The sequence below is a fragment of the Pseudacidovorax sp. RU35E genome (genome assembly GCF_900156165.1).
Lineage (GTDB): Bacteria > Pseudomonadota > Gammaproteobacteria > Burkholderiales > Burkholderiaceae_C > Xenophilus.
The window spans coordinates 73,093-86,926 of record NZ_FTMY01000015.1; the positions used below are offsets into that span (position 1 = coordinate 73,093).

The window sequence follows — 13,834 nt, forward strand, 5'->3', positions numbered from 1 at the left end:
TTTCCTGATCCAGCGCTGAGGCCCACGATGCTCGCCCTGCCCCTGCGGATGTCCGACCTGCGCCAAGCCGCGAGGGTGGGCCTGCTGCTTGTCGCCACGCTCGGTGGCGCCGTGCCCGCCGCCACAGCTGCGCCACCTTCGGGCCCGGAGGGCTGCAGCCAGGCGGCCTCCGACGCCTGCCTCCAGGCCGTCGAGCTGCCCGGCGGCGCGGGCCGGCTGCCCTATTACGTCTCCCGCGGCACAGGCGAAGGCGGGACGCCGCCCACGCGGCTGCTGCTGGTCATGCACGGCCATCCACGCGATGCGAACCGCAGCTTCGACGCGGCGCTGCAGGCCCTGCGCGGCAGCGGCCACGAGGCAGACACGCTGGTGGTGGCGCCGCTCTTCCAGGTGCCGGCCGGCAAGGCCGGCCGCTGCAGCACGCCCGGCACCCCCGCCGCCCAGCCCGGCGATGCGCTGTGGACCTGCAGCAGCTGGCTGGCCGGCGGCGACTCGCGCGGCGACCGGCCGATCTCTTCCTTCGCCGCGCTCGACGCGCTGCTCCAGGCCCTGGCCCAGCGCTGGCCCAGCCTGCGCGAGGCCACCCTGGCCGGCTTTTCTGCCGGCGCCCAGATGCTGCAGCACCGCATCGGCTTCGCGGTCGACGCGCCGGCCGGCTGGCGGGTGCGCTACGTGATCGCCGACCCGGGCACCTGGCTGTACTTCGATCCCGAGCGCTTGGCGCCAGCCGCAGCGGCTGCCGCCCCCGACTGGGACGGCTGCCTGGCGCCGGACGGCGCAGGCCTGGCCGCCGGTTGCCGCTGGCAACCCGTGCCCGCCGCCGACCTGGCCGCCTGCCCCGGCTACGACGACTGGAAATACGGCACCCGTAACCTTCCCGCCGCCCTGGGCCGAAGTTCGGCCGAGGCGCGGGCCCGCTACGCCGCCGCCGACATCCACCGCCTGGAAGGCGCGCGCGACAGCGGCACCGGCCGCGGCACCGCCGCCCGGGTGCTCGACAAGTCCTGCGCCGCGATGCTGCAAGGTCCTTATCGCCTGCAGCGCGGGCTGGCCCATGCCGCCTACGAGCAGCAGGTGCTCAAGCCCACCGGCGCCCGTAGCTTCGCGGTGGTGCCCGGCTGTGCCCACGACGTGGCCTGCGTGCTGCCCTCGGCCACCGGCCGGGCGGCGCTGTTCGGCGGCGAACGCTGATCTTTTCGATTCATCGATCCTCGACCCAGGAGCCGCCCATGCACCGCGCCTTTTTCTCCCGCCTGCTGCTCGCCGGCGTCGCTCTGGGCGGACTCGGCGGCTGCGCCGTGGTCAGCGTGGCCGGCGCCGCCGTGTCGGTGGGCGCCACCGCCGTCAGCGTGGGCGCCGGCGCGGTCGGGCTGGCGGCGGATGCGGCCATCGGTACCGCGCGCCTGGGCGGACGGGCAGTGGGGGCAGCAGCGGGCGCGGTTCTGCCAGGGGGCAACGACTGAAAGCGGAGGAACTCAGGGAGCTTCAACGCTGCGGTCCGCCGACGAGCCGCTACGCACCACGTACTGCTGGTCGTTCAGCACCGCGGTGAACACCATGGGCGTGTTGGGCGGCTGCGTCCAGTGCCAGTCCCATTCGCTTTCCTGCTTGAGGGCATAGCGCGTCACCTTGGCCGGCTTGCCCAGCAGCTTGCGCATATCCTCCATCGGCATGCCCGGCTGCACGCGGGCGAAGTTCTCGGGCGTGAGCACCTGGCGCAGGGCGCTCATGCGGCCGTCGGGGCCGATGGTGATCATGTAGTTCTTGCGGCCGGCCGGCTGGCGGTTGTATTCGAGCACCCGGCCGGCGGGCGACTCCCAGATGTTCTCGGGCTCGCCGAACTGGGCGCGCACATCGGCCTCGGTGGCCACGCCTTCTTCCAGCTTGTCGATGCGCTGCGGGTCGCAACCCGCCAGGGCAGCCAGCGCGGTGAGTGCGGCGGCGATGCGCGCCGCGGTCCTGCCAGTGGTCATCTCAATCCCATCGCCCCGTCGTTAAAATCGCGCCCCTCGTCCCGTCACAAGAAGCTGCACCAGTCTATGTCGATCTTCGGCCGCCCCCACTACACCTCCGACGCCACCCAGTTCATCGAGAAGCTGCGCGAGCAGAAGCCGACGCTCGAAGCAGAACAGCGCGCCGGCCGCGCCCTGCTGTGGGACAAGCAGATCGACCGCCAGACCCAGGCCGAGTTCGAGGCCGCCGCCGTGGCGCAGCAGCCCTACGTCTACCAGACGAAGTCGCATTGAGCCCTCGCGCCGCGCTGCCGGCTGCCGCCCCGGACGACGACGACCGCCCGGCGGTCGCTCCCATGCCGGAGGTGGTCGACCAGGTGGCGCTGGCGCGCCTCTACGGCGAGCCGCTGTTTGCGCTGCCGAACGACCTCTACATCCCGCCCGATGCGCTGGAGGTCTTCCTGGAGGCCTTCGAGGGGCCGCTGGATCTGCTGCTCTACCTGATCCGCAAGCAGAACTTCAACATCCTCGACATCCCCATGGCGGGTGTCACCCGCCAGTACCTCGCCTACGTCGAGGAGATCCGCAGCCGCAACCTGGAGCTGGCGGCAGAGTACCTGCTGATGGCGGCGATGCTCATCGAGATCAAGTCGCGCATGCTGCTGCCGCCCAAGAAGACGGCCGACGGCGAAGAGGCCGAGGATCCGCGGGCCGAACTGGTGCGCCGCCTGCTGGAGTACGAGCAGGCCAAGATGCAGGCCGCCGCCATCAATGCGCTGCCCACCTACGCCCGCGACTTCTGGAAGGCCCAGGTCTACATCGAGCAGTCGCTCAAGCCGCGCTTTCCGGACGTGAGCCTGGACGACCTGCGCCAGGCCTGGGCCGACATCCTCAAGCGGGCCAAGCTGGTGCAGCACCACAAGATCTCGCGCGAGGAACTGTCGGTGCGCGAGCACATGAGCATCGTGCTGCGCCAGCTGCAGGGCCGGCGCTTCGTCGAATTCGAATCGCTGTTCGACGCCACGCGCGGCGTGCCGGTGCTGGTCGTCACCTTCATCGCCCTGCTGGAGCTGGGCAAGGAGACGCTGGTGGAGATCACGCAGGCCGAGGCCTTCGCGCCGATCTACGTCCGGCTGGCCTACGCGCCGAGCTGAGATTCAGACCTCGTGCGTCGGCTCGCGCCCCATCAGCGCCGCCACCGCCTGCGCTGGCTTCAGGCGCCCATCGAGCAGGCCGACCACCGATTCGGCGATGGGCATTTCCACCCCAAGCTGCCCTGCCCGCTGGACCACAGCCCGTGCGCAGTTGACGCCCTCGGCCACATGGCCGAGCGAGCGGACCGCCTCGTCGAGCGTCCGCCCCTCGGCCAGCAGCAGGCCCACGCGCCGGTTGCGCGACAGGTGGCCGGTGGCGGTGAGCACCAGATCACCCAGGCCCGACAGGCCCATGAAGGTCTCGGCCCTGCCGCCCAGCGCAATGCCCAACCGGGTCATCTCGGCCAGCCCGCGGGTGATGAGTGCGGCCCGCGCGTTGAGGCCCAGCGCCAGCCCGTCGGCCAGGCCGGTGGCGATGGCCAGCACGTTCTTGACGGCCCCGCCGACCTCCACGCCCGTGACGTCGTCGTTGCCGTAGACCCGCAGTGCCGGGCCGTGGAAGGCCGCGACCAGGCGCTCGCGCACCTCGGCGTCGGCACTTGCGGCCACCAGGGCCGTGGGCTGCGCCTGGGCGACCTCCAGCGCGAAGCTGGGGCCGCTCAGCAGACCGGCGCGCAACTGCGGCGCCACCTCAGCCTGCACCTCGTGGGGAAAGAGTCCGCTGGTCGGCTCCACGCCCTTGCACAGCCAAGCCACCGGCACAGCGCAGCCGGCGGCCGCCAGCGCCGCCAGCTGCGCACGCAGGGCGGACATGGGCGTACCGAGCACCACCAGGTCGGCATCGCGCCAGGCCTCGTGGGCATCGCCAGACAGGAGAAGAAGGGAAGGTGGGAAGGTCACGCCCGCCAGGTAGCGCGGATTGGCGCGGCTGCGCGCCATGCCCTCGACCTGGGCGGCATCCCGTCCCCAGAGCACCACATGGTGCCCGGCCGGATGCGCCGCGGCGCTGATGGCCAGCGCCGTGCCCCAGGCGCCGGCGCCGAGCACGCAGATGCGCATGGGGGCGCCGGGCCGGCTTGCCGTCGCCGGCAATTACTGGGCGTTGGCCGGCAGACCCTGGCCGGCGGCCTGGGCCTGCTGCTGCTCGTACATGGCCTGGAAGTTGATCTCGGCCAGGTGCACGGGCGGGAAGCCGCCGCGCTGGATGGTGTCGGCCACGTTGCCGCGCAGGTAGGGATAGACGATCTGCGGGCAGGCAATGCCCAGGATCGGGCCCATCTGGTCTTCCGGCAGGTTGCGGATCTCGAAGATGCCGGCCTGCTTGGCTTCGACGAGGAAGACGGTGCGGTCTTCGATCTTGGTCTGCACGGTGGCCGAAACGCTCACCTCGAAGATGCCTTCGGCGACGTTCTGGGCCTCGACGCCCAGCTGGATGTCGACCGTGGGCTGGGTCTGCTCCAGCAGGATGGCCGGCGAATTGGGCTGCTCCAGCGACAGGTCCTTGAGATAGACGCGCTGGATCTGGAAGACGGGTTCTGCGGCTTGTTGGTCGGCCATGGTGCTTGGATGGATGTGCGGACAAAAAGGCCCGCAGACAGCGGGCGCGAAAGCCTTCGATTATGGCCTGCGCCGACGACAGCCCCGGCCGGCCGCCAGCGCTTCAGGCGCCCTGCAGCAGCGGCACCAGGCCGCCACGGCCGTCGAGCGCGATCAGGTCGTCGCAGCCGCCGACGTGGGTGTCGCCGATGAAGATCTGGGGCACCGTGCGACGCTGCGTCAGGCGCATCATCTCGTCGCGGGCGGCGGGGTCGGCATCGACGCGGATCTCCTCGATGCTGTCCACGCCCTTGGCCTTGAGCACCTGCTTGGCGCGGACGCAGTAGGGGCAGACGGCGGTGGTGTACATCTTCACGGCTTGCATGGATTTCCTTGTGGGCGGGTGAATGCGGTGATGGAGCGCAAGGCACTCAGGCCTTGACGGCCACCTTCTCGACGGGCAGGTTAGCCTCGTTCCACGATTTCATCCCGCCGGCCACGGCTTGGGCCTGCTCGTAGCCGAGTTTCTTGGCCGCAGCCACCGCGCGCTGGGCCCGGGCGCCGGTGGCGCACATCAGCAGTACGGGCAGTGCCTTGTTCTTGACCAGGCCCGGGAGCTTCTGCTCGAGCTCGGCCAGCGGCACGTTGCGCGCGCCCACGGCATGGCCGGCGGCAAATTCCTCGGGCTCGCGCACGTCGATCAGCACGCCCTTCTGACGGTTGATGATCTGCACCGCGCCCTGGGCGCTGAGCGAGCCCTGGCCCGCACCGCGCAGCACCGGCCAGGCCAGCATGCCGCCCGAGCCGAGTGCGAGGAGGATCAGGGCCCAGTTGTCGAGGATGAATTTCACGGGAAGCTTCCGAGATGGCAAACCGGCAATTTTAGAATGGCGGTTTTACTCCGGCGACACGTAAGGGACCCCATGCATAAACTGGTGCTGATCCGCCATGGCGAATCGACCTGGAACCTCGAGAACCGCTTCACCGGCTGGACCGACGTCGACCTCACCGACACCGGCATCGCGCAGGCCAAGCAGGCCGGCCGGCTGCTCAAGGAGCAGGGTTACGACTTCGACGTGGCCTACACCAGCGTGCTCAAGCGTGCCACCCGCACGCTGTGGCATGTGCTCGACGAGCTCGATCGCACCTGGCTGCCGGTGGTGCATTCCTGGCGCCTGAACGAGCGCCACTACGGCGCCCTGCAGGGCCTGAACAAGGCCGACATGGCCAAGCAGTACGGCGACGAGCAGGTGCTGATCTGGCGCCGCAGCTACGACACGCCGCCTCCGGCGCTGGAGGCCACCGACCCGCGCAGCGAGCGCGGTGACCTGCGCTACGCCCGCCTCGATCCAGAGCAGGTGCCGCTGACCGAATGCCTGAAGGACACCGTCGCGCGCGTCCTGCCCTTCTGGAACGAGTCGATGGCGCCGGCCATCCGCGCCGGCCGCCGGCTGGTGGTGGCGGCCCACGGCAATTCGATCCGCGCGCTGATCAAGTACCTGGACGGGATCTCCGACAGCGACATCGTGGGCCTGAACATTCCCAACGGCATCCCCCTGGTCTACGAACTGGACGACGACCTCAAACCGCTGCGCCACTACTACCTGGGCGACGCGGCTGCGGCCGAAAAGGCGGCGGCGGCCGTCGCCTCGCAAGGCAAAGCCTGATTCGCAGATACGGACGGAACCCGCGGGGCCATTTCCGCTTCCAAAGTCCGCGTATATTGACTGCCGATTTGGTGAAAGACGGATCGGGTTTCCCGAAAGGACGCTGCCCATGGGCCAGAAATTGAAGATCACCGGCTGGGTCGCCGCAGGCGCGGTCGCCGGCGCGCTCACCACCGTCTCCTTGCAGACGATGGCGCGCGGGGCCCTGGCGCCGCTGCCGCTGGAGGAATTGCAGCAGCTCGCCGCAGTGTTCGGCATGGTCAAGAGCGACTATGTGGAGCCCGTGGACGAGAAGAAGCTCATCTCCGATGCCATCTCCGGCATGGTGGCGGGCCTCGATCCGCACTCCCAGTATTTCGACAAGAAGTCCTTCAAGGAATTCCGCGAAGGCACCTCGGGCCGCTTCGTGGGGGTGGGCATCGAGATCTCCCAAGAGGACGGCCTGGTCAAGGTGGTGTCGCCCATCGAGGGCTCCCCGGCCTTCCGCGCTGGCCTCAAGCCTGGTGACCTGATCACCAAGATCGACGACACCGCCGTCAAGGGCCTGACGCTGAACGAAGCCGTCAAGCGTATGCGCGGCGAAGCAGGCACCAAGGTGCTGCTGACCATCTTCCGCAAGGACGAGAGCCGCACCTTCCCGGTGACGATCACCCGTGAGGAGATCCGCACGCAGTCGGTGCGCGGCAAGGTCATGGAGCCCGGTTATGCCTGGATCCGTCTGTCGCAATTCCAGGAACGCACGGTCGACGACTTCGCCAAGAAGATCGAAGAGATCTACAAGCAGGACCCGAACCTCAAGGGCCTGGTGCTCGACCTGCGCAACGACCCGGGCGGCCTGCTCGACGCGGCCGTGGCCGTGTCTGCCGCCTTCCTGCCGCAGGGCGCGACGGTGGTGACGACCGACGGCCAGCTGGCGGAAAGCAAGCAGGTTTACAAGGCGATTCCCGCCGACTACCAGCGCCGCTCGGGCAGCGATCCGCTGCGCAACCTACCGGCCGGCCTCAAGAACGTGCCGCTGGTCGTGCTGGTCAACGAAGGCTCGGCGTCCGCCAGCGAGATCGTGGCTGGCGCCCTGCAGGACCACAAGCGCGCCACCGTGATGGGCAGTCAGACCTTCGGCAAGGGCTCCGTGCAGACGGTCCGTCCCTTGGGCCCGGACACCGGCCTGAAGATCACCACGGCCCGCTACTACACGCCCAGCGGCACGTCCATCCAGGCGCGCGGCATCGTCCCCAACGTGCTGGTGGACGACACCGCCGAAGGCAGCCCGTTCGCCGTGCTTCGCATGCGTGAGGCGGACCTCGAAAAGCACCTGTCCAGCGGCCAGGGCCCCGAAAAGAAGGACCCTGAGCTCGAGAAGCAGCGCGACGAGGCGCGCAAGCGCCTGGAAGAAGAGGCCAAGAAATCGCCCCAGGCGCGCGTCACGCCCGAGTTCGGCACCGACAAGGACTTCCCGCTCATGCAGGCGCTCAACCAGCTCAAGGGCCAGCCCGTGCTCGCTAGCAAGACGCAGGTGATCGTCGAGAACAAGGAAGAGAAGAAGGAAAACTGAGGCCCTGCGTCGCGGCTTTTCCAACCCATCGGCCTCCCGCGCGGAGGCCGATGTCTTTGGCGGCATTGCCGCGGCGCCTTCACCTCACCCAGCCATGGACGACCAAGCCCTCCTACGCTATTCCCGCCACATCCTGCTGGAGGAATTCGGCATCGACGGCCAGGAGCGGGTGTCCGCAGCACACGCGCTCGTCATCGGTGCCGGCGGGCTTGGGTCGCCGGTGGCGCTCTACCTGGCGGGCGCAGGTGTGGGACGCATCACTCTGGTGGACGACGACACGGTCGACGTCACCAATCTCCAGCGTCAGATCGTCCACAGCAACGCCCGCGTCGGAATGGCGAAGGTGGAATCCGCGGCCGAAGCCATGCGGGCACTGAATCCGGAGATCGAGGTGCAGCCGATCCGCGCGCGCGCAGATCTTCAGCTGCTTGAACAACTCGTGCCGGGGGCGGATGTCGTGCTCGACTGCAGTGACAACTTCGATACGCGTCATCGTGTCAATGAAGCCTGCGTGACCCACCGGAAACCCCTGGTGGCCGGTGCCGCGATCCGCTTCGACGGGCAGCTCTCGGTCTACGACGTCCGGCATTCCGATGGTCCCTGCTACGCCTGCCTTTTTCCGGCCGATGCGGTGTTCGAGGAAACGCGCTGCGCCGTGATGGGTGTGTTCTCGCCGGTCGTCGGCACGATGGGAACACTGCAGGCCCACGAGGCGCTCAAACTGATTGCCGGGATCGACGGAACCCTCAGCGGCCGGCTGCTGATGTTCGACGGTCGGCGCAGTCGCTTCGACACCCTCCAGGTCCGACGCGATCCGAAGTGTGCCGTCTGCGGGCATCTGCACCGCTGACCACGCACATCCGGTCCATCAACGCCGCACGGCCTTGGCCTTGTCGGCGGCGCGCGCGGCCTCGCTCGACTCCGGCTTGCCGGCCTCTGCCAGGGCGGCGCCACAGTCAGCGTCCTCGCCAGGGCCCGTTTCCACAGTGGCCGCCAGCGCAAGCAGCGGGTTGATGGCGCCCAGCGCCAGCGCGGCAGCGCCGCGGGCGATCAGCGGAACGGCTTCCACACCGGGACGCGGATCGCCAAAGTGGCCGCGGATGGTCAGCGGCGTGCGCAGGCTCAAGATGCTCTTGTCCTTGGGCTGGGGCCGGATCACAAAATCCAGGCTTTCGTCCTTGAGGCTGGCTTGGCCGGTGCCGGTAAACAACGTGTCGTCGGTGTCGAAGATCAGCGTGCGGCCGTTCATCACCCCTTTGTTCACATCGAAGGCGAGCGCAGCACAACGCATGCGCACGTTCTTGTCACCGCGCAGAAGGAATTCGATCACCTCGCCGCCATCCAGGCCGGCAACCTCCAGGAGCAGATTGCTGAACTGACCGCGGCCCGTCATGGCAGCAATGTCACCAGACGCACTGCCTAGCCAGTTCGCCACTGTGGTGCCCTGTCCCGCGAGGTTGATGCGTCCGTCGAGCCGTCCAAGGCTGCTCTTGGTGGACTCGACCTTCGGAATGAGTTGGTTCAGCTGAAGCGCCTTCATGTCGAGCGCCATCCGGATATCTGCGGGATTCGAGGAGCCATCGATGCGCACGGCGCCCTGGATGCTTCCACCGGCCACCCCGAGATCGAGGGGCTTGAGATCCAGCACACCCTCCTTGAGCGCCACTTGCACGCTGCCACGTTGCAACGGCACTTCGCGCACGTTGCGGATGCGCTCGGCCGTGTAGCGGACGTCCGCGTCCATCGCGCGCAGTCGTTCGAAGTCGAGCGGTGCGGTCGGCAGGACGCGCACGTCGGCGCCCCGACGACGGCTCTTCTCGAGCGTAGCGGGCGCCTCTACGCCCTCCACGGCCTTTGCCGAACGCTCAGTCGGCGGCAGGCCGATCAACGGACCGAGATCATCCATGTCCATGACCTTCGACGTCAGCGTGCCACTCAGCTTGGGGCGGGCGCTTCCCTTGGCGAACCGCAATTCGCCACCGATGTCCGAGAGCCCCAGCTTTCCCGCCAGTTGCTGGGCCTGCCAGGTGTTGCCGGTCTTGAGCAGGCGCCCCTCGATCTGATAAGGCGAGGTGTCAGGCAGCGCCACACCGATCAACCGGTACAGGTCGCCCAGGTTCCGACCTTTGACGCGGACCTTGGCATCCACCCCATCGAGTTCGGTGAGCGCAGCCATGCTGCCCGTCGCGTCGAGCCGGGTTGCGCCCGCGGTGGCGTGGATCTCGAAGGGGAAAGGCGGAATGCCCGCCTCGGTGAGCAGCAGCACATTGCCCGTGCGTCCCTGGGCGCTGAGCGCCTGCGACTGGTATCGGCCCTTCATCTGATAGGACAGCGGCATGTCGCCCTTGGCGGTGTCGAATGCGAAGTCGACCCGCATGTCCACCCCCTGGTGCTTCGCGAGGAAATCGAGATGGCCGCCATCGACCTGCAGTAGACCAATCTTGGGGGTCGTACCGCTGCCTGCCTCGCCATGATCGTTCTTCTCCAGCGCCCAGGTCTTGCGCCCGTCCTCTTCCATCTGAAGGCCGATGGTGGGGGCATTGAGCACCAGACGGGGAATCACCACCTCCTTGCGCAGCAAGGGCCACAGTCGGATGTCGATCTCTGCCCTTTCTGCGCCCACCAGCAGTGGCTCGCGCGCCCATTTCGGGTTTTCGAACTCGATGCCGTCAAGGGTGATGCGAGCGGTACGCAAGCCCGGCTTCACATCCAGATGCCGGGTGATTTCGAATCGACGGCCTGTCTTGTCACTCACATAGCGGTTGATCGGCCCCCGAAGCAGATCCCACGGGAAGAAGATCACCACCAGCACCATCACAGCCAAAAGCACCGCGATGGCGATGAGGACGCGTCGAACCCATGTCCCGCCGGCTCTGCCAGAGGGGGCGGGGGTCGATGTGGACAAAGAATTCATAGAAAGATGGTCCGGGCTCTCACGGCCCAACGAAGAACGACAACCAGCCCTTCGATGCACCAGCGGGACCATCGGTGGTCACGGCATTCACCAAGTGGAGTTCGGCGGAGCCCGGCTCGCCCTGGACCACGACCCATGCTGCCAGCAGGGCCAGACTTCCAGCCAGCACAAAACCCAGAATGCCTTTCATGGTCCACCTCTTGGAAACCGTCATCGCCAGTGATTGGGGACAGAGGGTGACCAGGAGGCATGCTGTGAACACCGCCTCCTGCATACCCTCACGCTCGGATCGACCGATGGCGCGAGCCTAGTCGGGGGGCCTTAGCGGAAAGGTCGGCCGTCCGCCGGAGCCCACGTGCGCCAGCACCTACGGACGCACCATCGGTTGGCTCCTACAGCAACAGGCCATGGGGGATGGCAGGCCGGCGTCGCCCGGCCTCTACGATCTGGAACCAGTATCAGCATCGGGTCGCCCCAACCGCCTGTGCCCTCGAGGGCGCGGCGCCTGACCGGCGTCTATCCCATCATGAGCGGCAGACTCCACACCTACATCGTCGAAGACAACCTCACCATCCGCGAGAACCTGGTGGGCACGCTTGAAGAACTCACCCCGGTCAGCGCCGTGGGGTACGCCGAAACCGAAACCGACGCACGACAGTGGCTCCGGGAGCACGGCGGCGACTGGCAGCTGGCCATCGTGGACCTGTTTCTGAAGGAAGGCAGCGGCCTGGGCGTGCTCAATGCATGTCGAGAGCGCCGACCGCAGCAGAAGGTGGTCGTACTGAGCAATTACGCGACGCCCGACATTCGTCGCCGGTGTGCGCAGCTCGGTGTGGATGCGGTGTTCGACAAGTCGAACGAGATCGATGCGCTGGTGGACTACTGCCTCGCGCAGTCCCGCCATTCGACGACCCACTAGATCGCACCGACACCAAACACAAAGCCGCGCAAGGAATACCCGGCGCGGCTCAGCTCGAAAGGATGGCGCCAGAGAGCGCCTGGACCATCAGTCGATCAGCTTGTTCTTCAGTGCGTAGTAGGTCAGATCACTGTTGGACGAAAGATTCATCTTCTCCATCAATCGCGTGCGATACGTACTGACCGTCTTCACCGACAGCGACAGGGTCTTGGCGATCTCACCGGCCGTCTCGCCCTTGGCGAGCTTCAGGAAGACCTGGAATTCGCGCTCCGACAGCTGCTCGTGCGGTGCAGCGTCGTCCTTGCGATCCAACTGCCGCGCCAACAGTTCGGCCACGGCCGGCGTGATGTAACGGCGACCCAGCGAGATGGTGCGGATCGCATTGACGATCTCCATCGGATCGCAGTCCTTGTTCAGGTAGCCGCTCGCACCCTGGCGGATGAGGTTCATCGCGTAATGCTCTTCCGGATACCCGCTGAGGATCAGGATGCCGACATCCGGTGCCTTGGCGCGAATCATCGCAAGCGCATCGATACCGCTCTGGCCGGGCATGGACAGGTCCATCACCAGCACATCCAGTTCGGTGGTGCGCACCAGTTCGATCGCTTCACGCCCGGTTGCGGCTTCTCCTACCACGCGGAGATCCACGTGCTCCGAGAAAAACTGCTTCAGTCCGGACCGGACGATCGCATGGTCGTCCACAATGCCAATCTTGATCATTTGTTGCCTTTGTCGAGTCGCACTGGCTTGACGCCGCTGCCCACGTAGCTTTCGTTGACAAACATTATTCAATAAATACACCGCCCGATTCCTTCCCACGCATGCTGAAACACAAGCTGTCGCTGTTGGCTTACAAGAAGAAAGCTTTGAGTCTGAGCTTGGCCATCCTGGCCGCGCTTGCGCTCGTGGCGTTCAACGAATCGGGCTACCACCGCTCCAACCGCGCCCTGGAAGAAATCGGTCGTGCGCAGGACGCGCGACTGTCCATCCACCTGCTTCTGCGCTACACGCTGGACGCCGAAACGGGTACGCGGGGCTTCATGCTGACGGGCGATCCGCGTTACCGCGAGCCCTACGACCGGGCCGTGGCGGAGCTGCCTGCACAGATGGACCGGCTGCGTACGCTCTATGCCGACCGTCCTGCGGAGCGGACGCACCTCGCCGCGCTGGGCAACCATCTGGCCCGCAAGCTCGCGGAGATGGAACTGACCGTGCGCATGCTGAGCAGCGGCAACTCCGATGCGTCCCGCTTCGTGCTGAGTACCGACGTGGGCCGAGAAGAAATGCAGGGCATCCGGCAGGAGGCCGATGCACTGATGGCGCTCAGCACGCGCTCCGTCGAAGAGGGGCGCTTGCAGATCGCCCAGGCGCTCGGTCTGGCGCGCCTGGGCATTGGACTGATCGTGCTGGCGGCATTGCTGGCTTTCGTTCTGTACCTGCGACAGACGTCGGCCCTGCAGCAGGCCAATGAGCGCCAGCAGCAGGCGCTGCAGCGCGAGCGCAATTCGCTGGAGCTGGAGGTACGCGACCGCACGGCCTCCCTGGCCGAACTGGCCACCCATCTTCAGGAAGTGCGCGAATCCGAACGCGGTTATCTCGCGCGGGAGTTGCACGACGAACTCGGTGCTCTGCTCACCGCAGCCAAGCTCGACGTGGCGCGGCTCAAGTCGCGTCTCGGAGATTCTCCCGACGCCGCCCAGCGGCTGGCCCACCTGACCGAGCTGTTGAATTCGGGCATCGCCCTAAAGCGTCGGATCATCGAAGACCTGCGGCCCTCGTCGCTGTCGAATCTGGGCCTGGTGGCGTCGCTCGAGATCCTGGGGCGCGAATTCGCCGAGCGCTCCGGCATCCAGGTGGAGATGGCACTGGAGTCCGTGGACCTCGACGAAGCCCGACAGCTCACCATCTACCGGATGGTGCAGGAAGGCCTCACCAACATCGGCAAGTACGCGCATGCCGAGGAGGCGACCATCGTCCTCAAGGACTATGAGAACCATGTCGAGATCGAGGTCAGCGACGACGGCCGCGGCTTCGATCTGCAGCAGCAGGCCGGCCGCGCCAGTCACGGCTTGGCGGGCATGCGGCATCGTGTCCAGGCTGCGGGCGGCAAGCTCTCGGTGGACAGCACGCCTGGGCAAGGCACCCGCCTGCGCGCGGTGATGCCCAAGCAGTAATCACCCTCCAGCGGCCGATTCGCCGC

The 13,834-nt window shown here is 67.2% G+C and carries 17 protein-coding genes; 9 read left to right on the forward strand and 8 right to left on the reverse strand.

Annotation, left to right across the window (positions count from 1 at the left end; all coding sequences use genetic code 11):
- Positions 1-27: 27 nt before the first annotated feature.
- Positions 28-1,191, forward strand: coding sequence for a hypothetical protein (locus tag BXA03_RS22780; RefSeq protein WP_234983802.1), 1,164 nt, complete (start codon positions 28-30; stop codon positions 1,189-1,191).
- A 38-nt stretch (positions 1,192-1,229) separates the two neighbouring features.
- Positions 1,230-1,463 carry a hypothetical protein gene (locus BXA03_RS22785; protein ID WP_076511474.1) on the forward strand — a complete coding sequence of 78 codons (234 nt, stop codon included), beginning with the start codon at positions 1,230-1,232 and terminating at the stop codon, positions 1,461-1,463.
- A 12-nt stretch (positions 1,464-1,475) separates the two neighbouring features.
- On the opposite strand, the gene BXA03_RS22790 is transcribed toward BXA03_RS22785, so the two are convergent.
- On the reverse strand, positions 1,476-1,973 hold the full coding sequence (locus BXA03_RS22790; protein WP_076511475.1) for an outer membrane protein assembly factor BamE: 498 nt from the start codon (positions 1,971-1,973) through the stop codon (positions 1,476-1,478).
- A gap of 66 nt (positions 1,974-2,039) precedes the next feature.
- Here BXA03_RS22790 and BXA03_RS22795 point away from each other — a divergent pair, with 66 nt between their 5' ends.
- Both BXA03_RS22795 and BXA03_RS22800 read left to right on the forward strand, forming a co-directional pair.
- Positions 2,040-2,246: a DUF3460 family protein gene (locus tag BXA03_RS22795; RefSeq protein WP_017762266.1), complete on the forward strand. Its 207-nt coding sequence runs from the start codon at positions 2,040-2,042 to the stop codon at positions 2,244-2,246.
- A gap of 62 nt (positions 2,247-2,308) precedes the next feature.
- Positions 2,309-3,106 (forward strand): segregation and condensation protein A, encoded by a 798-nt coding sequence (locus BXA03_RS22800; RefSeq protein ID WP_076511554.1) that lies wholly within the window; start codon positions 2,309-2,311, stop codon positions 3,104-3,106.
- A 3-nt stretch (positions 3,107-3,109) separates the two neighbouring features.
- On the opposite strand, the gene BXA03_RS22805 is transcribed toward BXA03_RS22800, so the two are convergent.
- The 4 genes from BXA03_RS22805 to BXA03_RS22820 all read right to left on the reverse strand — a co-directional run bounded on the left by BXA03_RS22805 (position 3,110) and on the right by BXA03_RS22820 (position 5,433).
- Complete coding sequence (locus tag BXA03_RS22805; RefSeq protein WP_076511476.1) at positions 3,110-4,105, reverse strand: NAD(P)H-dependent glycerol-3-phosphate dehydrogenase; 996 nt, start codon at positions 4,103-4,105, stop codon at positions 3,110-3,112.
- Positions 4,106-4,138: 33 nt separating this feature from the next.
- The gene (secB, locus tag BXA03_RS22810) at positions 4,139-4,603 is read right to left on the reverse strand and encodes a protein-export chaperone SecB (protein ID WP_076511477.1); all 465 of its coding nucleotides are present in this window, start codon (positions 4,601-4,603) and stop codon (positions 4,139-4,141) included.
- 103 nt (positions 4,604-4,706) lie between these two features.
- A complete protein-coding gene (gene grxC / locus BXA03_RS22815) occupies positions 4,707-4,967 on the reverse strand; it encodes a glutaredoxin 3 (RefSeq protein WP_076511478.1) in 261 nt (86 codons plus the stop codon).
- Positions 4,968-5,013: 46 nt separating this feature from the next.
- Entirely contained in the window at positions 5,014-5,433 is a 420-nt protein-coding gene (locus BXA03_RS22820; protein WP_076511479.1) for a rhodanese-like domain-containing protein, read from the reverse strand.
- Between the two features lie 72 nt (positions 5,434-5,505).
- Between BXA03_RS22820 and gpmA the strand changes: the two genes are divergently transcribed.
- The 3 genes from gpmA to BXA03_RS22835 all read left to right on the forward strand — a co-directional run bounded on the left by gpmA (position 5,506) and on the right by BXA03_RS22835 (position 8,651).
- The gene (gpmA, locus tag BXA03_RS22825; protein ID WP_076511480.1) at positions 5,506-6,249 is read left to right on the forward strand and encodes a 2,3-diphosphoglycerate-dependent phosphoglycerate mutase; all 744 of its coding nucleotides are present in this window, start codon (positions 5,506-5,508) and stop codon (positions 6,247-6,249) included.
- Between the two features lie 109 nt (positions 6,250-6,358).
- On the forward strand, positions 6,359-7,801 hold the full coding sequence (locus BXA03_RS22830; RefSeq protein WP_076511481.1) for a S41 family peptidase: 1,443 nt from the start codon (positions 6,359-6,361) through the stop codon (positions 7,799-7,801).
- Positions 7,802-7,895: 94 nt separating this feature from the next.
- Positions 7,896-8,651, forward strand: a complete 756-nt coding sequence (locus BXA03_RS22835) for a HesA/MoeB/ThiF family protein (RefSeq protein WP_076511482.1) — start codon at positions 7,896-7,898, stop codon at positions 8,649-8,651.
- Between the two features lie 18 nt (positions 8,652-8,669).
- Here BXA03_RS22835 and BXA03_RS22840 read toward each other — a convergent pair whose 3' ends face one another.
- Both BXA03_RS22840 and BXA03_RS26925 read right to left on the reverse strand, forming a co-directional pair.
- Entirely contained in the window at positions 8,670-10,706 is a 2,037-nt protein-coding gene (locus BXA03_RS22840; protein ID WP_234983803.1) for an AsmA family protein, read from the reverse strand.
- 28 nt (positions 10,707-10,734) lie between these two features.
- Positions 10,735-10,905 carry a hypothetical protein gene (locus BXA03_RS26925; RefSeq protein ID WP_159444748.1) on the reverse strand — a complete coding sequence of 57 codons (171 nt, stop codon included), beginning with the start codon at positions 10,903-10,905 and terminating at the stop codon, positions 10,735-10,737.
- A gap of 336 nt (positions 10,906-11,241) precedes the next feature.
- On the opposite strand from BXA03_RS26925, the gene BXA03_RS22845 reads away from it, so the two are divergent.
- Positions 11,242-11,634, forward strand: coding sequence for a response regulator transcription factor (locus BXA03_RS22845; RefSeq protein ID WP_076511555.1), 393 nt, complete (start codon positions 11,242-11,244; stop codon positions 11,632-11,634).
- Positions 11,635-11,721: 87 nt separating this feature from the next.
- Here the strand turns inward: BXA03_RS22845 and BXA03_RS22850 are convergent, their stop codons facing one another.
- On the reverse strand, positions 11,722-12,354 hold the full coding sequence (locus tag BXA03_RS22850; RefSeq protein WP_017761764.1) for a response regulator: 633 nt from the start codon (positions 12,352-12,354) through the stop codon (positions 11,722-11,724).
- 101 nt (positions 12,355-12,455) lie between these two features.
- On the opposite strand from BXA03_RS22850, the gene BXA03_RS22855 reads away from it, so the two are divergent.
- Positions 12,456-13,808 (forward strand): CHASE3 domain-containing protein, encoded by a 1,353-nt coding sequence (locus tag BXA03_RS22855; protein WP_076511484.1) that lies wholly within the window; start codon positions 12,456-12,458, stop codon positions 13,806-13,808.
- Positions 13,809-13,834: the final 26 nt, after the last annotated feature.